16 protein-coding genes are annotated in these 24639 nt (G+C 50.1%); 8 read left to right on the top strand and 8 right to left on the bottom strand.

Going from position 1 to position 24639, the window contains the following annotated elements; all coding sequences use genetic code 11:
* Positions 1 to 233: 233 nt before the first annotated feature.
* From HOK28_05730 to coaBC, 6 genes are all read right to left on the bottom strand, one after another.
* Positions 234 to 1103, bottom strand: a complete 870-nt coding sequence (locus tag HOK28_05730; GenBank protein ID MBT6432571.1) for an RNA polymerase factor sigma-32 — start codon at positions 1101 to 1103, stop codon at positions 234 to 236.
* Entirely contained in the window at positions 1096 to 1524 is a 429-nt protein-coding gene (locus tag HOK28_05725) for a helix-turn-helix domain-containing protein (GenBank protein MBT6432570.1), read from the bottom strand. The genes HOK28_05730 and HOK28_05725 overlap by 8 nt, the downstream gene beginning before the upstream one ends.
* A 162-nt stretch (positions 1525 to 1686) precedes the next feature.
* Entirely contained in the window at positions 1687 to 3171 is a 1485-nt protein-coding gene (locus HOK28_05720) for a diguanylate cyclase (protein ID MBT6432569.1), read from the bottom strand.
* A 102-nt stretch (positions 3172 to 3273) separates the two neighbouring features.
* Positions 3274 to 6309 (bottom strand): BamA/TamA family outer membrane protein, encoded by a 3036-nt coding sequence (locus tag HOK28_05715; protein MBT6432568.1) that lies wholly within the window; start codon positions 6307 to 6309, stop codon positions 3274 to 3276.
* Complete coding sequence (locus tag HOK28_05710; protein MBT6432567.1) at positions 6309 to 10253, bottom strand: hypothetical protein; 3945 nt, start codon at positions 10251 to 10253, stop codon at positions 6309 to 6311. The genes HOK28_05715 and HOK28_05710 overlap by 1 nt, the downstream gene beginning before the upstream one ends.
* 14 nt (positions 10254 to 10267) lie before the next feature.
* Positions 10268 to 11491, bottom strand: a complete 1224-nt coding sequence (coaBC, locus tag HOK28_05705) for a bifunctional phosphopantothenoylcysteine decarboxylase/phosphopantothenate--cysteine ligase CoaBC (GenBank protein MBT6432566.1) — start codon at positions 11489 to 11491, stop codon at positions 10268 to 10270.
* Positions 11492 to 11638: 147 nt separating this feature from the next.
* On the opposite strand from coaBC, the gene HOK28_05700 reads away from it, so the two are divergent.
* From HOK28_05700 to HOK28_05670, 7 genes are all read left to right on the top strand, one after another.
* Positions 11639 to 12409: a hypothetical protein gene (locus tag HOK28_05700; protein ID MBT6432565.1), complete on the top strand. Its 771-nt coding sequence runs from the start codon at positions 11639 to 11641 to the stop codon at positions 12407 to 12409.
* 233 nt (positions 12410 to 12642) lie between these two features.
* A complete protein-coding gene (gene rho / locus HOK28_05695) occupies positions 12643 to 13941 on the top strand; it encodes a transcription termination factor Rho (protein ID MBT6432564.1) in 1299 nt (432 codons plus the stop codon).
* A 242-nt stretch (positions 13942 to 14183) separates the two neighbouring features.
* Positions 14184 to 15881 carry a type IV-A pilus assembly ATPase PilB gene (gene pilB, locus HOK28_05690; GenBank protein ID MBT6432563.1) on the top strand — a complete coding sequence of 566 codons (1698 nt, stop codon included), beginning with the start codon at positions 14184 to 14186 and terminating at the stop codon, positions 15879 to 15881.
* Between the two features lie 7 nt (positions 15882 to 15888).
* Positions 15889 to 16977: a type IV pilus twitching motility protein PilT gene (locus HOK28_05685; protein ID MBT6432562.1), complete on the top strand. Its 1089-nt coding sequence runs from the start codon at positions 15889 to 15891 to the stop codon at positions 16975 to 16977.
* 70 nt (positions 16978 to 17047) lie between these two features.
* Positions 17048 to 18256, top strand: coding sequence for a type II secretion system F family protein (locus HOK28_05680; protein MBT6432561.1), 1209 nt, complete (start codon positions 17048 to 17050; stop codon positions 18254 to 18256).
* 12 nt (positions 18257 to 18268) lie between these two features.
* The gene (locus HOK28_05675; GenBank protein MBT6432560.1) at positions 18269 to 19966 is read left to right on the top strand and encodes a GHKL domain-containing protein; all 1698 of its coding nucleotides are present in this window, start codon (positions 18269 to 18271) and stop codon (positions 19964 to 19966) included.
* Positions 19967 to 20060: 94 nt separating this feature from the next.
* Positions 20061 to 21419: a sigma-54-dependent Fis family transcriptional regulator gene (locus tag HOK28_05670; protein ID MBT6432559.1), complete on the top strand. Its 1359-nt coding sequence runs from the start codon at positions 20061 to 20063 to the stop codon at positions 21417 to 21419.
* 50 nt (positions 21420 to 21469) lie between these two features.
* Here HOK28_05670 and HOK28_05665 read toward each other — a convergent pair whose 3' ends face one another.
* Positions 21470 to 22291, bottom strand: coding sequence for a hypothetical protein (locus HOK28_05665; protein ID MBT6432558.1), 822 nt, complete (start codon positions 22289 to 22291; stop codon positions 21470 to 21472).
* A gap of 119 nt (positions 22292 to 22410) precedes the next feature.
* On the opposite strand from HOK28_05665, the gene HOK28_05660 reads away from it, so the two are divergent.
* The gene (locus HOK28_05660; GenBank protein ID MBT6432557.1) at positions 22411 to 23313 is read left to right on the top strand and encodes a LysR family transcriptional regulator; all 903 of its coding nucleotides are present in this window, start codon (positions 22411 to 22413) and stop codon (positions 23311 to 23313) included.
* Here the strand turns inward: HOK28_05660 and HOK28_05655 are convergent.
* Positions 23310 to 24605 (bottom strand): MFS transporter, encoded by a 1296-nt coding sequence (locus tag HOK28_05655; GenBank protein ID MBT6432556.1) that lies wholly within the window; start codon positions 24603 to 24605, stop codon positions 23310 to 23312. The genes HOK28_05660 and HOK28_05655 overlap by 4 nt on opposite strands.
* Positions 24606 to 24639 lie beyond the last annotated feature (34 nt).

Genomic DNA, 24639 nt, shown 5'->3' with positions numbered 1-24639 from the left:
GTGTCTTTCTGAAAAATAGGTGATCGAACAAGTTATCTTGTTGAAATTTCTAGGGATTTTGAAAGTGAGTGGGGGCAGTTGTGCCAGCATGTGAAGCGGCTTGCGATAGTGAGTCTTCGCAAGCCGAGCTGAGATGAGAGCTTCGGTTTGCATTCGCTTGACTGCTTATAAAGGAGGAGCTTTCGGCGCGTCAAGCAACTCTTGGGGATGAAGCTTGAAAAGCTTTTAAAGCACTAGGCTTGAGGGCTCGGGCGGAGGCCTTCAAGGGAGAGCTTAAGTTTGCCCATCACGCGGCTTTCAAGCTGACGGATGCGCTCTCTAGAGACCCCAAAATGGGTTCCAATTTCTTGGAGACTCATGGGTTCTTCGTCGAGTAGGCGGTGCTCAATGATGTACTGCTCTTTCTCGTTTGAGTCGGCAGCAACTTCAGCAAGCTTTTCACGTACGACTTGGTGTTCCTCGAGTTGAGCAACATACTCTTCCTGCGAAGCATTCTCGTCGGCCAGTAGGTCGAGGTGTGAAGTTCCGCTCTCGTCGGTGAGTGTTGTATCCAGCGAGAAATCTCGTCCAGCCATCACCACTTCCATGGCATCTACATCCGCTTCGGAGACTCCGAGATGCTTGGCGATGTCGGCGTTGGTCGGCTTTTCACCTGGCAAGGCATTCTTTTCCAGAAGTGCGCGTTCCGAGCGCAGCTTGAAGAAAAGCTTTCGCCGAGAGCCTGTCATGCCCACTTTGACCATGGACCACGACCGCTGAATAAAGCTCTGGATTTGTGCTCGAATCCACCAGACGGCATAAGAAATCAGTCGATATCCACGGTCTGGATCAAACTTTTTCACAGCCATCATGAGGCCCATATTGCCCTCTTGAATCAAGTCGAGTTTCTTGAGGCCGTAATGGCGGTATTCGTGAGCGATTTTCACAACAAATCGGAGGTTTCCGACGACCATTCGGTGGGCAGCAGATACATCTCCGTCATCGCGGAACGCATACGCTAAGCTCATCTCTTCGTCTCGGCTCAGCAAGGGGTGACGACTCACCTCAGCCATGTAGCTGTCGATGTTGTTTTCGCTGATTGTAAGTGCTGTTGAATTAGCCATTTGTATTATCCTCCTCAAGAACTTCTGGGGACTCTTCGTTTCTAACTTCTTGCTGTGAAAACTGCGCTGCCATCTCATAGAGTGAAATTTGCTCTAAGGCTCTGACGATTGCCTGGTGAACAAATTCGCCGGCGACACCCGATTTTCGACAAGTCTGAATCGGGCCTTCTAGGGCAGCCACAATTTCAGCAATCGTGATTTCCGTTGGTGTTTTAGCCAGTTCGTAACCACCCAGCGTTCCCCGATGGGAAATTAAGAGTCCCTCACGGGTGAGGCTCTTAAGAATCTTCGCTGTGGTGGTCATCGGCAGGTTCAATTTATCTGCCAAGTCACGAGCACTGCACCGACATTCAGCACGGTTTTCAGCCAACTGCCCCAAAAGGGCGATGGCATGATTGCTAAGCTGTGTAAGACGTAACATTTGATAACCTTCTCTTATTCCCTGAATCAGTACCTAATTTGGGTCTATTCGACCACTAAATAGAACTGCTTTTGGGCCTAATTAAAAGATGGTTCGATCTTTGGAAACGTCAAGGTGGAGATGTGAAAAAGAGGACTTTTTTTGGGTTTATTTAAAAACTCATTAATCACAGTGACTTAAGGCCTTTTTGAGGATGTCTTGAGGTCGATCTGCGTTGTGGCCGTCGAATGAGAACGCGCCGGCAGAAACTGAGAGCTGTGCCAAAATCTGATTGCGAAGAAACATTGTGTGAACTGCTTCGACGATCCTTCGTGTGAGTGTTGAAACTCGGTTGGCCATAGTTTCGGGAGCCAAAATAAAGAAAAGCCCGTCTTTGAAGTAAAACACTTCATCGGTGGTTCGAACCGAGGCGCTTAAGAGGTCTGCGATTTCAATCAGGGTTTCTTCGAGGGTTTCAAGTTCAACGAGCTTGTCGAGGTTCACGATACGTACGGCAACACACGAAAACTCGTGTTGATAACGGCGGGTTCTATCAAACTCGTGAAGCAGGCGCTTTTCGAAGTAGTAAATATCGCCCGAGCTGATGCGTTCGATGTGAACCGTGAGTGCTCGGCCGTGCGCTTCGGGGAACTGTTGTGGTGTATCGAGAACCAGTTTGTAGGCAGGACCGTCACGAACAACGATTTGTGCTCTCGAGGCATCCGAGAGGTGGTAAACGCTGTTGGCGAAATAATTAATGGTGTCTTCGGTTTCGGCCTGAATGGCGAGAAACTTTACGCCCATGCCTGGGTTTTCAGCAGGGCTGCCATGGCGAACCACCTGGCCGGTTAAGACCATAGGCAATGTTCCGCGATCTGTTGGAATTTTCGCTGCGATACGTAGCTGGGCTCCAATGGGTTCGGGCTCACGGGTCTGAATGAAGACGCCGCCTTCGCTGATATTGATACTCGGATGGGTTTGCAGCCCCTTTGCACCGATAAACGTAATATCAATGCTTAAGGGTTGGCGCTGTGACCGTCTGAGATCATCATCAGAGGCGCTTGCTGCCGCTGTTGGTACGGTTTGTTCGTTTCCCTCGTTGGGGGCGCCGGTAATTTCATAGGCGTCGTAGACGTCGTCGTAGCCTTTGATTTCGAGACTCGGCTTCACCCGGCAGGGAAACTTGGCCCCAATAACCGCTTGGGTTTGCTGACACGCCAAAACGGTTCCAGGCGTTGCTCGTTCCTGAAGCCGGGATGCGAGATTTACGGCATCTCCCAGCGCAGTATATTCTTCGTGTTTTCCGGCTTTAACCTCTCCAATGACCACATCTCCGGTGGCCAGACCAATGCGGACGATCAGATCGATTCCAGCGCCCATCTGTTGCCAGTCGTCGCGAAGGTTGGTGACTGCATTTTGCATTTCGAGGGTTGCGAGCGCCGCATTGTAGGTATGGGCTGCCGTCTCTTGGTCCTGAGGTTCGAAAAGGGCGATGATTCCGTCACCCATAATCTTGTCGATGCGCCCGTTAAAGTGCTCGATAATGGACGACATTGTTTTAATGTAATTATCCAGCAGGCCTTCGAGATTGGTGGCCGACACACTTTTTGAGATGGTGGTGTAGCCTTTGATGTCTGCAAACAAAACGCTGATATTTGATTCGTTCATTTCCTAGATGCCACTTACTTCAACTTGGGGTTTCAAGCTCCGTTTACAATCCAAGCGTCAGGTTACTCGAACTTGCCCAGTCAGTACAGCGCCTTGACCATGCTAAAATTGCCCAACCGCAAGGTGCCACTCAACAAAACGCTCTGAGTAAATCTCGCGGCCGGTTGCTTGGTCTAAAATGGGCTTGGCAGGGTAGGGGTTAAAGCCAACGCTGAAGGTCAAGGGACCCACGGGAGTTGCGTAGCTTAGGCCCACCCCTGTTCCGATTCTCAACAAGATATCCTTGGGATCGATGGACTGGGACCACAGGTTACCGGTTTCAAAGAACAAATCCAGTGCGATATTTTGCGATAACTTGATGCGGAGCTCGGATTTCGCCAACGCAAAAAACTGCCCGCCTTGGCAAAAGTCATCGCAATCTGCTGGAGAAATCGAGTTTTCTAAGTAACCGCGAAGTGAATTTCGACCGCCGAGGAAAAAGCGTTCATCGATGGGTGCGTCATTGGAGTTTTCGTTGGGGCTATAACTATCATGTACTTTGATATAGCCGCCCGATCCTGAGAGCGCCAAGACGTGTTTGCCGAGCGGGATATAGCCGGACATGCGGCCTTCGACTTTTGTAAATGCGTAGCTTTGCCACTCTTCACCGGAGTCGGCGCTTGAGGTACGTGAGCGACCGGTTGCATAGCGTGCATCAAAAAATGCAATCCAGCCTTTGGTTGGATTGATGGGCTTGTCTCGAAAATCCACGGTAATGAGAGGTCCAATTTTCAGTCCCTGCCGCAGCCCTTGTTGGTAATTGTTATCGCCCTCGAGCTGGGTGTTGCAGTCCGTCTCGCCGATACATTCTAGATCTGTGATACTTACCTGCGGCTCAAGCGCAACTTTGAGCCATGGAGCGGGATTCACTTCGACTCCAAAAATGGCTGCGAACGTTTCTAGAAAATAAGCAATCTGGTTGTCTCGCTCATTAACGAAATCTACACGAAGCATGGGTGACCAGGCCCATTGAGTAAAGCGCGGTGAACGCAGGCTGAGCCGAAGCTCGCGCTCTAGGGCCTTCGTCAATTGCTCTGTTGCATTGTAGCTATCGTAAAGCGTTTTAAGGTTTTGTCCCTTATCACCATAAAGCCCGAAAAAGATTTGCCGATTCACTTTGAGCGAGGTTGTCATTGAGGCGCCGACCCCAAAGAGATTGAGGTGGGAGTAAATAAATCGCAGACGGGGACCATCTTCTGTGGAGAGGCCTCCACCTATTTGAAGTCGGTGACGGTTCTGCTCTTTGACTTCTGCGACCAAATCTTTTTGTTCGGTGGGATTGTCTTCGTCGAGTAAGCGAAGCCGGACGTTCGAAAAGACGCCTAGATTGGCAATTTGTCGTTGGTCTTGGATGGCGGTATCGAGGCTATAGATATCGCCGGGAGTGAGTGAAATGCGGTCACGAATAAAAGATTCTCGGGTATAGCGGTTACCGCGAACCAGGACTTCGCCGATGCGGACTTGAACACTTTCTTCGAAACGAAAACGTACATCGTAGCGAAGTGCTTTGGGGCTTTCATTTATTTCGGTGAAAACGCGGCAATAGATATAGCCCTCGTCACGGTACATCCGGAGTAAGGCAATGCGTGCGTTTTCAACTGCGCTCGACGAGAGCGGTGCACCGGGCGTCATCTTCGTGGCTGCGTAAACAACATCCAAGAGTTGAGCCGATGGAATATTCACGTTGTTTTTAAACGACATCGTATCGATAAAAGTTTGTTCACCTTCCACAATGGGAACAACAATGGTGGCGTGAGAGTCGACGATAGTAGGTTTAGCTGGACCGATTTGAGCGTCTAAGTAGCCGCGGTCTTGGTAGGCAGCTTGAATATCTCTGAAGGCTTGGTCAAAGAGTTCGGGGATCCAGCGTTTGTGTTGTGCGATGATTTGGGTGCGTTTGATTTTCGGAGGTGCCCCAGGTTTGGTTTTAAGTTCTCCGCCGCGAGAAATAATGTGACCGTCTTCTGCATAGAGCGGCTGAATGATTCCATCGGTTCCAAGAGCTGATTGGACGACTGAGCGAATATGTTGCTTGAGTTCGTCTTGGGTAAAGGCAGAAGCACCTTCGAAATTGAGTGATTGAATTTCGACCGGCTCGCCCTCAGTAATTCTAAAAAGATACCGGATGATATCAGTCGTCTCGTCGAGAAAGCCTTCGGCTTCAACCTTAATATTAAAGAAACCAAACCGCCGATACTTGCCGATGATTCGGCGTTTGAAGATTCCAAGGTCACCGATTCGAAGCCGTCCTCCATTATCGGGCCATAAACGCAAAAGCTCATCGTCACCTAAAAGCATGTTTCCAGTGAACTCTACTGAGATACGGGGTCCTGCTTGAATTTCAACGGTAACAACAGCGCCATCTTCCGTTATTTCGATTTGTGGCTTCTTGATTCTGCATGTCCGAAAATCACGTTTGACGTAATTTTTTTGGAGTTGTCGTAGGTCTTCAGTGAGTTTGATTTGATCAAGCGGGTCGCCAGGTCGCAGCGATAGCATGGCACGCAAGTGCTGCTCTCTTAATCTCGGATCGCCAATGATACGAACTTCACTTAAGACTATGGGCTCGCCTGGGTCGATTTCCATCAGGAGATCGATGGTTGCGGGGGTATCAGCGAGAGTCCGTGTGAGTTCGACTTTGGCGTTTTGAAATCCCGTTTGCTCAAGAAAGCTTTGGGTCTGTTTGGCGATTTCGGCTTCCGTACGGCTGTCTATTTCGAGGTGGTTCGACAAGCCAAGTGCGAGTCGCAGTCGTAGCTCGTCCTCGTAAGACAAACCTTCAATCTCAAGATCTCCAAGGTGCAGAATGGGTTTGAGCTCAAAAGTAAGTTCAACAGAACCGGCAAGACGCTTTGCATGAACAATCACGTTGGAGAACCGGCCGAGGCTGTAGAGTCGCTTGATGGAGGTATGCAGATCGATGGTACCAAGCAGGAAGCCGGGCTCGATGGATATCAGTTTCTTTAGTTCTTCGGGATTTTCGGACTCGGGTGCTTCGATGTTGATCGCGACCACGGGCTGCCCACGGTATGGTGAGAGCTTATCTGGAGTTGCCGTTCCCACCAGTACGGTGATGATGCAGGCAATAAGAGGTCCCATTATTCAAACTGCCAATCCAGCCTTAGGTCCAGGCCCATATCTCCAAGCGATGGGATGGCTTCACTGAAGCTTACCCAAGTGCTTTCTAGGGTGATGCGGGAACTTAGTCGATATTGCAACGCAATAATATGTTGCTCGTCTTTTTCATAGAGTGGGCCGTTATATTTCAGCTCCCAGTTTTTACCTAAATCCTTGGTAACAAGAATTCTGGGCTCGGTTTTTTTACTGGTCTTAGAATAACCGCTCGTGAGTGTGAACTGATCGACAACCGGCAGAATTCGGCGAACGCGCTCGTCCATACCTGTTACTTTCCAAATGGCGTCGACCGCGCCGGAGAGTACACCCGTCGCATTTTCTTCAGTAATGATAGAACCGTTGGAGCCGTTACTATTGCTTTGGCTGTTGTTGTCATTATCGAGTCGTAATCCAAATTGAGCACAAACCAGTGCCTGCTGTGAGGTTACTGGGGCGCCGCTGTCGTCCTGGCCTTCGGCTTGAACGGTGTAGCCCGAGTCATCGCCAGTGATGTTGACGGAGAGTTGCATATTACAAGCTTCGGTCGAGGACTCGGTAGATGCGCGAACCTCGAACCGTGGGCTGATACTGTACTCTTCAACAAAGTCGATGATGCCCCGCTCTATTTTATAGGTGTTGCCGGCATAGGTTGCTCGCCCCCAGATCGGAGTGACAGTACCCACGAGTCCCATGTGTTTTGTGGTTCCGGTAACCCGCAAGTTGGCAGTGAGTTCTGATTCTACGAAGTTATTGGTGAAAAGAAGGTTATTCTCCCCGCGAACATTCACCCGCAGGCTCCACGCTTCTCCGGGGCTCAAGCCGGGTAATGGAAGCGGCTTTGCCTTTTTGCGAAGCATATCGTCCAGTTCGATATTGGAAGTGTAATGAAGGTTTAAAAGCTCAACATCACCAACCAGCTCGAGGCTGCCAACTCGGCCCATTAGGTTCAGGGTTCCCGATGCGGTGAGATCAAGATCTTCATTGGGCCTTAACCGCACGGACGAGAAAGTGGCTTGCAGGTTGGTTTGGCTCGGGGCATCTTGAATCAGGATGATGCCTCCGCCCAAGCGGACGGTGCCATTGCCGATACGCGCGTTGCCTTCTGATATTTGGACGGTACGCCCACTGATATCGAGCCTCGCTTGGATATCTTCAATTTCTTCCTGGATGCTTGCGAGTCTGAGAGAGCCCGACTTAATGGAGGCATGCCCAGCATAAATGGGAGTCTCAAATGTTCCTTCCATCAGGACACTTGCGTTGATGCTACCCTGACCAGATTCCACCTCGTTCCAAAGGCGTGGGACCATACTCAGGTCACCATTTAAGTTGACCCTTAGGCTAAGCTCATCCTCCAGCGGCATACGGCCTGCTAGGCGAATGGTTAGCTCGGGAATCGCGAACGCGGCATCGGAGAACTCGAGAACCTCATTGGCGTAATTCATTCTGACGGGTCTGACTTGGTTGAATTCTATATCGTTCCAGACGAGCCGCGCTTCATCAAAAACACTGTCCGCAATGATCGCTTCTGGGTTGAGGAGGTCACCCTGGGAAAACAAGGAGCCTGTTAACCAAAGGTCGACACTTTCGGGCAATGTATGAATACGAGAAATATTAACTTCATTCAGCTGCATCGTGGCGGTGTATGGCATCTTTTCACCAAGCGTGATGTTGGCTGAGACATTGGCCGCGCCCGCTACGCAACTACCGGAGACCTTGGATTGGCCGTTGGCTGCGCGGAACTGTAAATCGGTTTGGCCCAGGTTGAATCCATAGACTGAGAAATCTTTAATTTGGAGAGCAGCCTCGCCGTTGAGTTCGTTCAGCTCGCCGTTGAATTTCCCTTGTCCAGAAACGCTTCCCGTTGATTCAAGGTCACCAAGAAAGGGGGTAATCAGCTCCATTTCGATTTGCTCTGCTTCAAAATTGAATAAAGTCGGGCTGTCGTTGTTCAGAGCGATTTGAACTTCAAGGTTGCCATCTTCTGGAAGGTGCCTGCTTTCAATCGTGAGCCATGGGTCTTCAGGCATCATGGTGATGTTGACGAGCGTTTCCCCAAAGTTTGCTTCATCAACAAACATTGTGTCTGATTTAATCTGTGCGCGAACCTTGGGCTGGGCGAGCTCTCCGGAAATGGTAATGTGACCATCGAGAGAGCCCTCAAAGCGGTCGGCATGCTCGGGAATGGCCTGAATTGAATTTAAGAGTGGCGCTGCTAAGACTCGCTTCACTTCAAATGCGCCATCAAAAGTGGGGATATCGTTAAACTCAATTCGAGCTGTGCCCTGAATGGTGCCTGGCTGACGTTGGATATCGATCCTGGGCAATTGCAAAGCATTATCGGCGAAAATAATCGTTGCCTGAGTTTGCCCCAGTTGGAAGGTGTCAATTCCAAACCCCTTAAACTCGGTGGTTCCTGAGATCACCAAGTCATCGTAAGGTCCTTCCACGGTGGCAGTTAATGGGCCACGCCCTCGGTAAGGTAGACCGACAATGGGACTGATTTCGGCAAGGTTAAATGTTTGGCTGACCGCACGCAGCTCCATTCCTTTGGATGGGTCATAATGAAGTGTGCCGTTGGTGGTGAGTGCTGACCTGCCTTGGGAGATAACCAAGCCCCGCAAATCTATTTTGTCTGCGGTGGTGTAAGCTTTGCCGCGAACCTTACCGTCAGGCAATAAAAGTGAAACCTCAGATCTTGGGTTTTGATAATGTCCTTGAAGGCTTTTAAAATTACCCACACTGAGGTCACTTAGTAGGTTTGCCTCAAAAGGGTTGGCCGTTCCTTGAACACCCAAGGTGCCATTGATTTCACCATCAACCCAGACCGAAGGCTGACCTAGAATCTCAATCAAAGAACCCATACCGACGCCATCGAGATTAAGAGTTATGTCCATGGGCAGACTCGGTTTCAAGAGCACATCACCTTGCGCCTTGATCACACCGAGGTCGGGCCGGTCAATTTTGAGTTCCTCGATGGTGAGCTTGTCGTTGTCAAAGCTTGCCTGCGCCACCAGTGTGCCTAGGTAGTAGTCGAGGACACTCACATTTTTGCCCCCCACTGTGAGGTTGAATTTGAGGTTGTTGAGGTCTCCTTGAATGGAGCCATCCACTCGAACCAGACCTTCCATTTCGGGGAGAGATGGAATCTTTTGCCGTAATCTTTCAAGGATAGCCGAGCCGCCAATTTTCATTTGAAGATTGATATTGTTGCTGAATTCGAGTTCACCGCTGGGCTCAAGGTGGAGTCCGGGGAGGAATATCTTGACGGCGTCAATATTAATGGAATCGGGTGAAAAGAGCGCTCCGGTGATTTGCGCTTGTCCTTTGGCTTCAAGGCCAATGTCTTGAGTGGCATCGGTGTAGTGAAGCGAGGGGATATGAATGGAGGCGTTATGCCCCTGCCATGCTCTAGGTGTAGCTCTCAATTCTAAGTTCTGTGCCGAGATTGAATACTCTTTTGTGGCGTATCGAAAAGTGGTGTTGACGATCCAAATTTCGTCGATGCTCGGGGGGGCTGAGTTTTCAGAGTCTTCGGGCACGGTTTCTTGCCCAGCCGGTTTTCTATTTTGAAAAGCCGCGATATCGGACTCAAGAATGTCACCTTTTAGCCCATCCACTTCCAAGCTGGTCGTCAGCAAGCCTGCTCCGGGTTTCCATTGAGGCCGAATGCTTATTTTGGCCCGGTGGATGGTGACCCAGGGTCCACGTTCGTTTGGTCGAAAAGCAGTGACATCCTTAATTTCGACGCCCGGTGCAAAGAGCGAAATACGCAAATCACCAATACTGATGGGGTACCCTGTGGACGCCTGCACTTCTTCCTGGATTTGAGTAAGCAGTGATTGCCGCACTCTGGGCGTATCGATTGCAAAGATAATCCCGGTTAGGAGTCCTGTGAGAATACACAGGGATATGATGATGTCGCGCTTCACGCTCTGTCCAACTCCTAGTGTACCGACGGCTGAGGTGCCAAGGCTCGCATTCGCAGGGTTTGGATGCGGTTAAGAATGGCTTCGGCTATTTCTCGTTTTGGTGCCAGTTCGATGGCTTGCTCACTGCCATCACGGGCCAAGATAGTGACCGCATTGGTGGGGCTTGCAAAACCAGTATTTTTTCCACTGATATCATTGGCAACAATCATATCGAGATTTTTGCGGTTTAGTTTTTCGCGGGCATAACCCAAGACATCTCGGGTTTCAGCGGCGAAGCCTACAATGAATTGTTCGCTGCGCATGGCCTCAAGGGCGCCAAGGATATCGGGAGTTTTTTCAAGCTGCAGTTGACCAAGTTCGCTCTTGGTTTTTTTAATTTTATGCTCATGTTGCTCAGCGGGGCGGTAATCCGCGGGTGCTGCCGCCATGATCCAAACATCGCTTTGTTCAAATGCTTTCTCGCAGGCGTCGAGCATATCTTGAGTCGATGTTATCTTGATGACGTTCATACCACTGGGTGCTTCGAGCGCCGTCGGTCCAAGGACGAGTGTGACCTGAGCCCCACGGTCTCTTGCGGCTTGGGCAATCGCGATACCCATACGACCGGTTGAGGGGTTCGATAAAAACCGCGCAGGATCGATATGTTCTCGGGTTGGTCCCGCCGTGACCAGCACACTCATGCCAACGAGATCTCCAGGGCCCAAAAGCGCAGCAGCTTTCTCGGCGATTTGAGCTGGCTCAGCCATACGTCCACCGCCACTGCGACCCGAGGCGAGTGCACCTTGAGTGGGCGACATAAATTGTACCCCGCGCTCTCGAAGGACGGCCACATTGGCCTGTGTGGCGGGATGGTTCCACATGCCGTCTTCCATGGCTGGGCAAATGAGGATGGGCGCTTGGGTTGAAAGTGCTACTGCACAGACCGGATCGTTGGCTCGGCCTTGAGCAAGTCGTGCAAGGGTGTCGGCGGTGGCGGGTGCGATAATTAAGGCATCGATATCGTGTGATAACTCCACGTGACCGATTTCTCCACCTTCGGCGGCCGACCACATATCCTCGATGGCGCGGTGTCCACTGAGGGCCGAAAAACTCATGGCGCCCACAAATCTCGTGGCTCCGCGGGTAAGAACGGGGCGCACATCTGCACCAGCTTCTGTGAGAAGTCTCAAGAGATAGATGGCCTTATAGGCGGCGATACTTCCAGTAACGCAGAGGCCGATGGTCTTTCCGTTCAGCATGGTACTCCTATATCGGATGCTGAGACTGTCTTCTATCGTGATCTTATTGGATTTTTTGAAATTCCTCCTAAAAATCGCGAATCCTGAGTTCTTTGAGGGTGCATCTCATAAATAGTGTGCTATCTGCAGCGCCATAAGGAGCAGACCATGGTTTTGAAGAATTTATTCGGCGGTGGGCCTCTATCTGAGAAAAAGATCGAAAAAATAACGAAGTTGGTGTGTAACCCATACTGCCAACCAGATGTGCGAAAGCGCGAGATGTGCCGCTTGCTCGACGATGAGCAACCCGCTGCATTACAGGCGGTTTTAAAGCGATTTGCGTTCAATTCCAACGGCGGTATCGCCGATGAGGATGAGAAAAAATGGCTTGAAAATCAGATGGTTGACATGGGTAAGCTCGCGATTGAGCCCTTGGAGCTTTACATCCGAACCGGCAAACAGCTGACCTATGCGTTACGTGCTTATCATCGGATTCAAGGTCCTGAGAAATCGGCAGATTTCTTTTTGACCGTGCTTCATGGTCACGGCCCAGATGCTTACCGGGCGATTGAAGCGAAACTGCAGATCGTTTGGCAATTGGCCGACTATCTCGAAAATGAAGGCGTTATTGCCGGTCTTGCGCCTTTCGTCGAGGATCATTCCGACGATATCCGCTGGGCTGTGATGGATCTTCTTGAGAAGATTGCCGACGCAGGAACCCTGAAATCGGAGGTTCAGCAAGTCTATGCCGCTAAAATGGGAATACTTTTGGCTGATGACTCAGCCGGGCCACGTATTCAGCGCCGAGCCGCCGAAGTCTTGGCGGATCGTGAATGGCGGGTCGATTCGGCCGCGACGGCGGTGGCTCCTGTCTTGGCGGACGAATTCTTCATCGATAAAAAATATTATGTGCGACGACGTAGCAAACCGAAGAGCTAGAAAGACTTCCTGTCATTTTTTGCTTGACCAGCGACCCCTCGGGGTGCGACTAAGCTCTCGCAACTTGGCGGGTTCACTTCCGTCTGAGTCATTTACCTATAATCGAGGTTTAAAGAAGGCCTGAGGAGACACCCGTTCTCTTCAGCCAAACCCACACAGAAACAAAGTGCTTAGAGCACCCAACCCATCGCCGCTTTTGAGGCAATCATCACGCGGCATCAGAGAAACATTCCATGGCAAAAGCAGAAGCAAAAGCAAAGTCAGTGAAAAGTGATGATGAAGTCATCAATCTTAATGAATTAAAGAAAATGAAGCCTCAGCAGCTGGCTAAGTATGCAGCCAAGCTGGATATTGATGGGCTGGCAGGAATGCGTAAGCAGGAATTGATGTTTGCAATTCTACAGGCGCAGACTGAAAAGGGCGGCAAAGTCTACTCTGAAGGCGTTCTTGAAACATTGCCTGATGGTTTTGGATTTCTTCGTGCACCTGATTATAACTATCTGCCAGGTCCAGATGATATTTACGTATCACCTTCGCAAATTCGCCGTTTGAACTTGAAGACTGGTGACACTGTTGCTGGACTTATTCGTCCACCTAAAGATTCTGAGCGATATTATGCATTGCTTCAGGTTGAGTCGGTGAACCATGAAGTACCTGAGAAGGCTCGTCAGCGTATCTTTTTCGACAACCTAACGCCGCTTTATCCAACCGAACGCTTCGTCATGGAGCACCCCGGTGGCGAGATGTCCACGCGAATTTTGGACCTTTTGGTACCAATCGGTAAAGGCCAGCGCGCACTTATCGTTTCACCTCCACGTGCAGGTAAAACAGTTTTCTTGCAGAACGTGGCTCACGCCATTGCTCATAACCACCCAGAATCGATGTTGATCGTTCTTTTGATTGACGAACGTCCTGAAGAAGTTACCGATATGCAGCGTTCTGTAAAAGGTGAAGTTGTAAGCTCTACATTTGATGAGCCAGCACAGCGTCACGTTCAGGTTGCTGAGATGGTTATCGAGAAGGCCAAGCGTCTTGTTGAGCACGGTAAGGATGTTGTCATTCTTCTCGACTCCGTGACCCGTCTTGCTCGCGCATACAACACTGTTGTTCCTCCATCAGGTAAGATTCTTTCTGGTGGTGTTGATTCAAACGCTCTGCACAAGCCAAAGCGTTTCTTCGGTGCTGCACGTAACGTTGAAGAAGGTGGTTCACTGACCATCATCGGTACTGCACTTGTGGATACAGGTTCTCGTATGGATGAAGTTATCTTTGAGGAATTCAAAGGAACAGGTAACTGCGAACTTCACCTTGATCGTAAGCTCATGGAAAAGCGTATCTTCCCTTGTATGGACATCAACCGTTCAGCAACTCGAAAAGAAGAAATGCTTTTGGGCGCCGACGTTTTGAACCGCGTTTGGATTCTGCGTCAGCTGCTTCACCCACTCAACGTCATCGATTCTATGGAATTCTTACTTTCCAAGATGAAGGGCACGAAGACCAACCAAGAATTTTTGGACTCCATGAGTTCATAATTTCTAGTTTGTCTAGATTGTTAGATTCTAAAGAGGGGCTTGGTTATCAAGCCCCTTTTTTTTTGCCTACCTTGCCACTTTAATGACCTGCTGCGTCATCGTTTTTTTGAATATTTGCACATCTTTGGACGATGGTGGTCTTACGGGGTACACTGTTTGGGCCGAGCTGGCATTCCCCGGGTGGGGTCTGTCCGCTTTAGATGTTTAGGCAAAGATGTTCAGGGATGGAGGAGCCCTATACTATGGCGGGTTTAGGAGAACTGCTGGTTCGCGAAAGCATGATCAGCGTTGAACAACTGCAAGAAGCGCAGTCTGAAACACGTCGCTCTGGAGTTCGCCTCGGAGCCTCGCTGGTCAAACTGGGAATGCTTGAGGAGGGTAAACTTCTAGAGTTTCTCTCGCGTCAGTATCATGTACCTTCGATCAATCTTGACGACTTTGAAATTGATCCTGATGTGATCAAGCTTTTGCCCCAAGATGTGGCGATTAAGCACCAAGTCGTTCCGGTGCATAAGGCAGGTCCTTCGCTGGTTGTAGCGATGGCAGATCCATCCAATATTTTCGCAATCGACGATATCAAATTCTTGAGCGGCTACAACGTAGAGGTTGTGGTTGCCAACGAAAGCCAAGTAGCACGTGCCATTGAGCGGTATTACCTTGGCAACGTCGCGATGTCGCTTGACGCGGTGATGCGAGAATTTGATGAAGAAGAAATCGAATTCGATGTTGATGAAAATTCAATTGATGTTAGCGATTTAGAACGGAGTGCTGAAGATGCACCGGTCGTAAAACTCGTTAACTTGATTCTCATTGATGCTATCAAAAAGGGCGTTTCTGATATTCACGTTGAATCTTACGAGAAAACATTTCGTGTGCGTTACCGCATTGATGGTGCGCTTTATGAGGTGATGAGTCCGCCACCGAAGCTACGTGATGCGGTTATTTCGAGACTTAAAATTATGAGTTCGCTGGACATCGCCGAACGACGTTTACCTCAAGATGGTCGTATCAAGCTCAAGCTTGGTAAGGGCCGCGAGATGGACTTTCGGGTTTCCGTGCTACCGACGCTTTTTGGCGAAAAGGTTGTTTTACGACTCCTAGACAAGAGCAATCTGCAGCTGGATATGACTAAGCTTGGTTTTGAGCAAGATTCGCTGGATTCTTTTCTGCACGGTATTCACCAGCCTTACGGAATGGTTTTGGTCACGGGGCCGACGGGAAGCGGTAAAACGACGACTTTGTATTCGGCCCTTTCAGAGCTTAACCAAACAACTGAAAACATCTCGACTGCAGAAGATCCCGTGGAATTTAACTTAAACGGGATCAATCAGGTGCAGATGCACGATGATATCGGCTTGAACTTTGCGTCAGCGCTGCGTTCCTTTCTGCGACAAGATCCAGACATCATCATGGTTGGTGAGATTCGAGACTTTGAGACGGCTGAGATCGCGATTAAAGCGGCGCTTACGGGTCACTTGGTTTTATCAACGCTTCACACCAATGATGCGCCATCTACTGTTTCTCGATTATTAAATATGGGTGTTGAGCCGTTTTTGATTACCGCCAGTTTGAATGCGGTTGTGGCTCAACGACTCTGCCGAAAGATCTGCAGTGACTGCAAGGTCGAGGTAACCGTTAATCCGCAAACGCTGGTCGATTTGCAAATGAGCCCCGCCCAAATTGAAGGCGCGAAAATTCAACGGGGAGAAGGTTGTCACACGTGCTCAGAAACTGGTTACAAAGGACGGGTTGCTGTTTACGAAGTGATGACCATGCACGACGAACTCAAAGAGATGCTTCTGAATGGAGCTTCGACGGCGGAACTAAAATCCGAAGCCGTTCGTATGGGCATGCGTACCTTACGACAGTCAGCCGTTCGGAAAATGCTTGAAGGCATGACGACGGCGGATGAAGTCGCGCGCGTGTCGGCTGCCGATTAAGGGGTTTATGGGCGAGGAACTTACGGATAGTTCAAGCAATGGTTTGAACCTGCACGCTCTTTTAAGAGCTATGATGGATTATGAAGCCAGTGACCTTCATATCACCACAGGCTCGCCACCTCAGCTGCGTATTGATGGGGCGTTGACTCCATTAAAAACAGAAGCTCTTCGGCCTGGTGACACCCAGCGCCTGTGTTTTTCGGTTCTTTCTGAAGAGCAACGTGAGAAATTCGAAGAGGAAAAAGAACTCGATTTTTCTTTTGGTTTGAAGAACATGGCGAGATTTAGAGCCAACTTCTTCATGCAAAGAGGAGCCGTTGCTGCCGCCATTCGTAAAATTCCGTTTGAAGTCCCAACCATGAAAGAGCTGGGTATCCCTGACTCGATGCGACAGTTGGGCAGGCGCTCATCAGGTTTGGTACTCGTTACTGGGCCCACGGGCTCCGGAAAATCCACGACTCTGGCTTCGGTGATTCACATGCTCAATACTGAGCGGCGTGGTCACATCATCACGATTGAAGACCCCATAGAGTATTTGCATCCGCATAAGATGTGCCTCATCAACCAGCGCGAAGTTGGGCACGATACGGCAGGCTTTAAGGAAGCGCTCAAGTATGTTCTGCGCCAAGATCCCGATATTATTCTCATCGGGGAGATGCGCGACCTGGAAACCATTGAGGCAGCTTTGACGCTCAGTGAAACAGGGCACTTGGTTTTCGCGACCCTGCACACCAATTCATCGGTGCAGACTATCAATCGAATTATTAATGTATTCCCCACATATCAACGCCTTCATGTGCGAGCGCAGCTCTCATTTGTCCTACAAGGCGTGATGAGTCAGCAACTTTTGCCCAAGATTGGCGGAGGTCGAGTCCTGGCAACAGAGGTCATGGTGACCAATGCTGCGGTGCGAAATCTCATCCGTGAAGAGAAAATTCATCAAATTTATTCACACATTCAAGTGGGTGGGGCAAAATATGGAACACAGACGATGAATCAATGTCTTTACGATTTGATTCAAAACAAAACAGTTCTCGCGGAGGACGCGTTATCGCGCAGTCCCAACTTCGAGGAACTGGAACGGATGCTGCGGTAAGACGTTGGTTGATAAAAGATTGGATCCTCGGGTAACACAGTTTTAAGAATGCCCGCGGAAAAGGGGAAACATGGCAGTTTTCATCTGGGAAGCCAAAACGAGAGTCGGGGAAACCCGTTCCGGCGAAATGGAAGCCGATTCCTCAGCCCTGGTTACACAGCGGTTGCGTGCGCAACAGCTTCAAGTTGTGAAGGTTCGCAAAAAACCGACCGAAATCATTATCAGGATGCCAGGTGCCACAGGTGTTGAACCCAAAGACCTGATGGTTTTTACGCGTCAGTTCGCCACCATGATTGATGCCGGACTCCCGATGGTTCAATGTCTAGATATTTTGGGCACTCAGATGGAGAACCCAGACTTCAAGAAAATCGTCATCGCGGTAAAGCAATCGGTTGAATCCGGTTCGACACTGGCCGATGCATTGCGCAAACACCCCAAGGTATTCAACCGCCTCTTCGTGAACTTGGTTGAAGCCGGTGAGACCGGTGGTATTCTCGATACGATTTTGAACCGACTTGCAGAGTACATTGAAAAAAATGCGAAGCTTGTAAAGCAAGTCAAAGGGGCAATGATCTATCCCTCATTGGTCCTGGGCGTGTCGCTTCTGGTGACACTGGTTCTCTTGATCTATGTTATCCCGGTTTTCCAAAACATGTTCGAGGATTTCGGGCAGGCATTGCCGGGCATGACTCAAGTAGTTGTCGATATGAGTGAGTGGACCCGTGATAATACATTCTTGATTTTTGGTACCCTCATTGGTGGTTCTGCGGCAGCCTATTCTTTTATTAAGAGCAAACAGGGACGGCGACTCTTTGATGAGTTTGCCCTGCAGGCACCTATTTTCGGGCCTCTTGTTAAGAAAGTCTCGGTCGCTAAATTTACGCGAACGATGGGAACGATGCTTGCGTCGGGTGTACCCATTTTAGAAGCACTTGATATTGTAGCCGGTACCGCCGGAAATGTTGTGATTGAGAGCGGACTGCAAACGGTTCGTGCTCGAATCAGTGAGGGTAAGGCTATGGCGCAATCATTGGGCGAGATGAAAGTCTTTCCCACGATGGTTGTGCAAATGATTGCAGTTGGTGAATCGACCGGTGCGATGGATACAATGCTTAATAAAATTGCAGATTTCTACGATGATGAAGTCGATGACGCGATCGGTACGATGATGAGTCTCCTAGAACCTGCCATCATGGCATTTCTTGCGGTCTTACTCGGTGGACTTGTTATTTCGATGTACCTGCCTGTTTTCTCCATGGCCGGTTCAATTGGTTCTTAACCTCAGGTATCGATGATGGGGTTGGTTCAGCGAGAGGCTGCTTTACAGCGACGCTTACCTTGGCTTCTCGTCTTCAGGGCGGTGATTGCCACCGTTCTTCTTACCCTTAATTTCCTTGCAGATTACTTTGAATGGCCTCAGCGCCGTACGTCTTTATTGCTTTATGCGGTGATCATCGGAACCTACCTCATGGTTCTGGTTGTCGGCATTTTGCTCAAAAAAGGGACGAAGCCTGTTGTGCTGAGCCGGTTGTACCTTTTTGGAACGGTGCTTTTTGCCTTGATGTTCGTTCAGGGTACCGGCGGTATCGCCAGCCCATTTTCGTTTTTGTACCTACTCGCGATTCTCGATGGTTCTATCATTGGGGGGCAGCGCGCAGCCATTGCCTTAGCCTCGGCATGCAGCGTGATCTATGGCGCTCAGTTGGTGCTCCAGCTTTACGGTGTTGCCACAGCGGGCTTAACGCCTATTCCACCCGTAAGAGATTTTGCATTCCAGGTTGGGGTGCATATGGGCGCTTTTTATCTGGTGGGACTTTTGTCGGGCTACCTGGCGGAGCTTTTGGAAAGAGCCAGATTACTGGCAAGTACCGCTCAACAAAACCTTGCTCGAGCGCGTGATTTACACAGCGCGGTGGTAGAGTCGCTTCCACTGGGGATTATTGCAGTCAACGAATTGATGGAAATTCGAACCGCCAATAAAGCAGCTTCGAATATTTTGGCGATGCCCATGTATCAGCTGGTCGGCAGTGTTGTTCCTCTTTCCTTACGCGGATTCTTAACGCGCCATGAGAGTTTTGGTGAAGTTGAAGTTGAAATAGCAGAGCGAAAAGTCTCTCTTGCGCTTAGTCGATGTCCGGTACAACCCGATGATGAGAGCGAAGATGATGAGCACGAAGAACTCACTCTCTTGGTCTTGGAGGACCGTACGGAGATTCGAATTCTGGAAGAAGATTTACGCATTAAACAGCGGCTTGCATCCATTGGGGAATTGGCGGCCGCGATGGCCCATGAGTTGAGAAACCCATTGGCTTCTATGTCGGGTTCGGTTGAGCTTTTAACGCGCTATTTCGAAGAGGGCGACGACAAGCAATTACGGCTTAGCAATATCGTTTTGCGTGAAGTGGAACACCTGAACCGGCTCGTTGAAGAGTTTCTTATTTTTGCGAGACCGACGCCTCCGGTTCAAACGATGGTCGATGTCCCAGGGCTATGCCGAGAGGTGGCGGAAGCTGTATCCCACGATCCGGCTTGGGAACGTCACAGCCTCAAGCTGGAGCTACCCGACCGATTGTTTGTACGCTTTGACCAAGGGCAGGTACGCCGGGTTCTGTGGAATTTACTTCGCAATGCAGTGGAAGCATCACCAGACGGCAAACCTGTGAAAATGATTGTTCAGGAACGTGAGGGTATGGTGGTTATTGCCATCGTGGATGAGGGACCCGGTATTCCTGCAGAGCTAAGAGATGAAATATTTGAACCCTTCAAAACGACGAAGCAAGGCGGTACGGGTTTAGGTTTGAGCATATGCCACAGGATTGTCAGCTCGCACGGCGGCCGAATCGAGGTTTACTCGAAGCCCGATGAGGGGACGCGAATGGAAGTGGTCTTATCTGCTCGTGATGATTTGCCGGGAGATGCCGGCGGACAAATGACACGGTTAGGGCGCTTGCCCGTTCGCGAAGAGGCTAGAAAAATAAGCCGAGATTAAAATCTTTGTTTTCTGCGCTTAGCTTGAGTGGTTAAACACCAAGAGCTACGATGTCCATGTGGCGAAATTACTCATAGTAGACGATGAACTCTCCATGAGAGAGTTTCTGCAAATTCTCATGGAAGGCGAAGGCCACGAAGTGGAGCTTGCGGCCACCTACGCTCAAGCTCAACAATGTTGCCGTGATGCCCAATTCGATCTCGTGATTACAGATTTGAAATTGCCGGACGGCTCGGGGCTCGATGTTCTCAAGGCTGTCAAAGAAAGCCAAGTTGATGCCCAAACAATTATGCTCACCGCGTTTGCAACGACTGAGACCGCGGTCGAAGCGATGCGACTTGGGGCTTACGATTATCAAATTAAACCGGTCAAAGTGGATGAACTCTCGGCTCTGAGTACGAAGGCTTTGGAGAAAGTACAGCTGGTTCGTGAGAACCGAGAACTCTCTCTTGAGCTTAACCAGCGAATAACGACCGATAGAATTCTAGGCCAAAGCAGTGCCACCCGTGCATTGATTAAGATGATTGCGAAGATTGCTCCTACAAAATCCAATGTCTTGATTGAAGGTGAAAGTGGCACGGGCAAGGAGCTTGTCTCAAGAGCAGTTCATGACGCCAGTACTCGTAAGACTGGACCTTTTATTGCCATCAACTGCGGAGCGATTCCTGAATCTTTGATCGAGGCAGAGCTCTTTGGCCACGTGGCCGGTGCCTACACGGGGGCTTCTAAAGCTCGCGATGGACTTTTTGAGGCGGCCAATGGAGGCACGCTTCTACTGGATGAAATTGGTGAACTGCCATTGTCCATGCAGGTGAAATTACTTCGTGTGTTACAGGAACGACGGGTTCGGCGCGTGGGAGACGATAAAGAGCGAGACGTGGACATCCGGTTGATAGCTTCAACCAACCGTGACCTCGAGGAAATGGTCGGTGAGGGAGCGTTTCGCGAAGACTTATTTTACAGGCTCAATGTTGTACGCCTAAGGGTTGCCCCTTTACGAGAGCGAGCAGAAGATATCCCGATGCTCGCCCGTGGATTTGTTGCCAAGTATGCTACCGATGCAGAGAAGCAAATCAGTGGAATAGCGCCCGACGCTATGGCTACGCTTTGTTGTTACCCATTTCCGGGTAACGTGCGTGAGCTGGAAAATAGCATTGAACGGGCGGTGGCTTTGGCGGCTGAAGAGTTTATTCAGCGCGAAGATCTGCCAGAGAAAATATTACAAAAAGCCTCTGATCCGTCGGGAGATCCTCTAGAGTTCATGGAAGAAGGTGTGAATCTCGAAGGGCGTCTGCAGCAGATTGAACTTAGCTTCATCATGGAAGCGATGCGCCGAACCGGTGGCGTGAAAAAGCGAGCCGCTGAACTTTTGGGGCTATCGTTTCGAAGCTTTCGCTACCGTTTGCAAAAGTTGAATATGGGCGAGGACTCTGAGAACGATGAGTCTGATTAATTTGAAGATTTCAGAAACCCTTTTGGCCCCAAGTCGGCCTCTCTGAGCCCTCAGGCCGTAACCGGTAAAACCACATCGAACTTACCTACGAACTCATTTTCACTTTGATTTGAAAGGGGAATGGTTCGCTCTGGGACTGCCCATGGATCGTCCTCTAGAAACGGGTCGTTTTCAAAGTAGAGCTGAGTGGTAAGGCTTGCCGTATCGGAGGCACCAGCTTGGTAAGTCACTTTGAAGTGAATATGCTCGGGGCGGTAGGTACCAGCATTGGGATAGCGACCGGGCCGGATGGTGGTAAATTCGTAGTACCCATCTTCGTTGGTTGTCATTTGGCCACGCATTCGGAATGCATCACTTGAGTTATCGTAGTCACCGGCATCATCGGCATGCCAAACGTCGACCACAGCGCCGACCAAAGGTGTGAGGCAATCAGCGGCAAAGACTGTTCCTGAAATCACCAGAGGTCGGCCAGGCTCATCTTCGCCGACCAGTTCGGCCCGGTATGGAGGGTTGTCGCGGTAAAAGGGACCCTCAATATCGGAGGATGTTAGCTCGCAGATGTCTTCTGGCGCAGTGGCGTCTGTGCTGGGATCTGTTGCATCGGCCGCATCGGTGGGCTCTGGCGCAGTGGGATCTGATGCATCTGGCGATGTGGGGTCAGATGCATCGGCCGCGTCCGGCGCAGTGGGATCTGTAGCATCTGGAGATGTAGGGTCAGGCGTTCCGGGGTTTGTAGGGTCGCTTTCACTCGGGCTTGGTTCGGTGATGACAGGGTTGGATTCTCCGCAGCTTTGCACGAGGACTGTTCCCAGAGTGATGGCGGTCGCCTTTTGAATAAACTGTCGCCTAGTTGGGGAAGGTTTCGTCGACATGATGTTCTCCTTGAGCAATGAGTAGCGGCAATGACTAAGACCTTTAGTGTGACCGATTTAATCATTTCAAATAGGAATATTCTGTTTACTCGATTGTTCGTCAATTATATATAAACATAATGGCATATCCAACACCATCTCTAGATTCCCTGCGTTGTTTCGTTGAAGCAGCCCGGTTTCTAAACTTCCGCTCAGCTGCGAAGGCTGTAGCCCTCACTCCGGCGGCGCTGGGCCAACGCATTCGCCAGCTTGAAGAGTTGATGGGGCACCAGCTTTTCCACCGTACAACACGCAGCGTGACGCTCACAGAGCATGGTTTGGCTCTTCTTCCCCATGCTCAGCATGCTCTCGAGGCAGCCCAGGAGTGTGTGCGGGCTGGCCGCGGCGAGCTTGAGCCGCCTCCTACGGAAATTGTCTTGGGAACCCGTCATGAGCTTGGTTTGAGCTGGGTGGTCCCGGCGTTGGCTGTACTCAAGGAGGAGCTGCCCCATTTAACGATTCATCTGTATTTTGGTTCCGGTCTAGATCTTTTGGCTCACAGTGCTTCTTTGGAAATTGATTGCGCCATTACATCAAGCCGAATGATGGATCCTCGTCTGGATGCCTTTCAGCTTCATGTTGAAGAATACGTTTTCGTTGGGAGTACGGAACTCTTAGAAGAAAATCTTTTGGAACAACCGGGTGAAGCCGCCAACCATACACTGATTGATATCAATGAATCCTTGCCGCTTTTTCGCTACTGGCGCGATGCTCCGGGGGGTATGGACAGCATGAGATTTGGTTTCATTCGCCGTGTTGGAACCATCGCTGCGATACGTTCCTTGGTTGTTCAAGGAGACGGCGTTGCTGTGTTGCCCAAGTATTTTGTGCAAGAGGATATCGATGCAGGACGTCTTCAGATCATCATGCCGGCGGTCACGCCCGTGAATGATTATTTTCGACTCGTCTTTAGAGGCGATGATCCAAAGAGAAGTCTGTTTGAAAGAATGGCGCGTAAGCTGGCTGAGTTACCGCTGACTTAAAGAGCAAGGTTTTGGCGCTTGCAGTAGCCCCAAAGAAATCCGCAGCCGAGCACACTTGTTCCGGCGATCACCGCAAGAAGTAAAAAGACTGAATTTTGGCCATGGTTTGTCTTGAGGTAACCAATGACCAGTTCTTGGATCACAGGCCCAATCGACCCAAGTCCGTTGATGATACCGCTGGCGACAACGGCTTTCTCTTTACTGCTAACATCCATAGCAGCGGTGCCCGAAAGCAATGAGTCTGGTCCCATCATCATGAAGCCGATGAGTCCTAAGAGTAGAACAAAGAGCCAGAGCTGCGTTCCGCCCACCAAGTAGAGCGAGAGTGTCGCAAAAAATGTACCCACACTCATGATGAAAATGACGGGTGTTCGATGACTCTTGAAAAGCTTATCCGAAGCATAGCCGCTGACGATTACGCCTAAAAACCCAACCCAATCAAAGATGGTGGAAAGGTGGCCGGCGGTGGCAGTGTCGAGATCTGGAAAGGATTCGCCCAGAAGCATCGGTGCCCAACTATCGAGCGCGTAGCGAAGAAACTTGAAGCAAAAGTACAAGAGGCCCATGGCAAAGACGATGTTGATCGCTTCACTCCATGGCAGCACTCGGCTTTTCGTTTCGCTTGAGTCGCTGGTATCCACTTCTTCGACAAAGTCTGGAAGGCCAACCTCCATGGGGTTTTCTTTGCCCCAGAAGTAAAAAACAATCCAGATTCCCATCAAGATGACACTGGCACCCCAGAACGACCAGCTGATTCCAAAGAGGGCCAACATGAATGCTGCGAAGTGTTTGGCCAGAATGCTACCAATTTGGTAGCAGGTGCCCCACCAAGCCATGAGTCTACCACGCTCGGAATGAACGCTCCATTTGGCAAGAACGCCGATATTACCTGGCCAACCGGTTGCCTGTGCGAAGCCGTTGATGACCATGAAGCTCATGAGAGGATAGTAGGCGGCGGTTCCGGCATCGATGACAAAGCCAATCCCGATATTGGCAGCGAGAGATATGGCCATGCCCACGAGAATCAGGAGACGGCACGCGAATTTTTGCCCAAGCCGAGCAGATAAAAACTGCCCCAACATATAGGCCATTAAGTAGGCCGCCCAGATATTGGCAAGATCCATATCGGTGAAGCCAAAGTTTCCTTTGAGCTCCGGTTTTACGATTCCAAACCCTTTTCGGCAGAAATAAAAGCCCGCGTAGGAAAGCCAAGTGGCGGTAAACACTTTAATACGCCACCGGGTAACCTCGGGTTGCTTGGTGTTCGGTTGTAAGCTTGCTGCTTGAGTCATGGTTGCCCTTTGAGCACGTCTAAAAAGACACGTT

The organism is Deltaproteobacteria bacterium, assembly GCA_018668695.1.
GTDB lineage: Bacteria > Myxococcota > XYA12-FULL-58-9 > XYA12-FULL-58-9 > JABJBS01 > JABJBS01.
This window is presented reverse-complemented; position numbering and strand designations above follow the sequence as displayed.

Excerpts from the sequence above, each read along its gene's own strand:
- HOK28_05730 (MBT6432571.1), bottom strand. The coding sequence starts at position 1,103 with ATGGCTAATTCAACAGCACTTACAATCAGCGAAAACAACATCGACAGC.
- HOK28_05725 (MBT6432570.1), bottom strand. The coding sequence starts at position 1,524 with ATGTTACGTCTTACACAGCTTAGCAATCATGCCATCGCCCTTTTGGGG.
- HOK28_05720 (MBT6432569.1), bottom strand. The coding sequence starts at position 3,171 with ATGAACGAATCAAATATCAGCGTTTTGTTTGCAGACATCAAAGGCTAC.
- HOK28_05715 (MBT6432568.1), bottom strand. The coding sequence starts at position 6,309 with ATGGGACCTCTTATTGCCTGCATCATCACCGTACTGGTGGGAACGGCA.
- coaBC (MBT6432566.1), bottom strand. The coding sequence starts at position 11,491 with ATGCTGAACGGAAAGACCATCGGCCTCTGCGTTACTGGAAGTATCGCC.
- HOK28_05700 (MBT6432565.1), top strand. The coding sequence starts at position 11,639 with ATGGTTTTGAAGAATTTATTCGGCGGTGGGCCTCTATCTGAGAAAAAG.
- rho (MBT6432564.1), top strand. The coding sequence starts at position 12,643 with ATGGCAAAAGCAGAAGCAAAAGCAAAGTCAGTGAAAAGTGATGATGAA.
- pilB (MBT6432563.1), top strand. The coding sequence starts at position 14,184 with ATGGCGGGTTTAGGAGAACTGCTGGTTCGCGAAAGCATGATCAGCGTT.
- HOK28_05685 (MBT6432562.1), top strand. The coding sequence starts at position 15,889 with ATGGGCGAGGAACTTACGGATAGTTCAAGCAATGGTTTGAACCTGCAC.
- HOK28_05680 (MBT6432561.1), top strand. The coding sequence starts at position 17,048 with ATGGCAGTTTTCATCTGGGAAGCCAAAACGAGAGTCGGGGAAACCCGT.
- HOK28_05675 (MBT6432560.1), top strand. The coding sequence starts at position 18,269 with ATGATGGGGTTGGTTCAGCGAGAGGCTGCTTTACAGCGACGCTTACCT.
- HOK28_05670 (MBT6432559.1), top strand. The coding sequence starts at position 20,061 with ATGAGAGAGTTTCTGCAAATTCTCATGGAAGGCGAAGGCCACGAAGTG.
- HOK28_05665 (MBT6432558.1), bottom strand. The coding sequence starts at position 22,291 with ATGTCGACGAAACCTTCCCCAACTAGGCGACAGTTTATTCAAAAGGCG.
- HOK28_05660 (MBT6432557.1), top strand. The coding sequence starts at position 22,411 with ATGGCATATCCAACACCATCTCTAGATTCCCTGCGTTGTTTCGTTGAA.
- HOK28_05655 (MBT6432556.1), bottom strand. The coding sequence starts at position 24,605 with ATGACTCAAGCAGCAAGCTTACAACCGAACACCAAGCAACCCGAGGTT.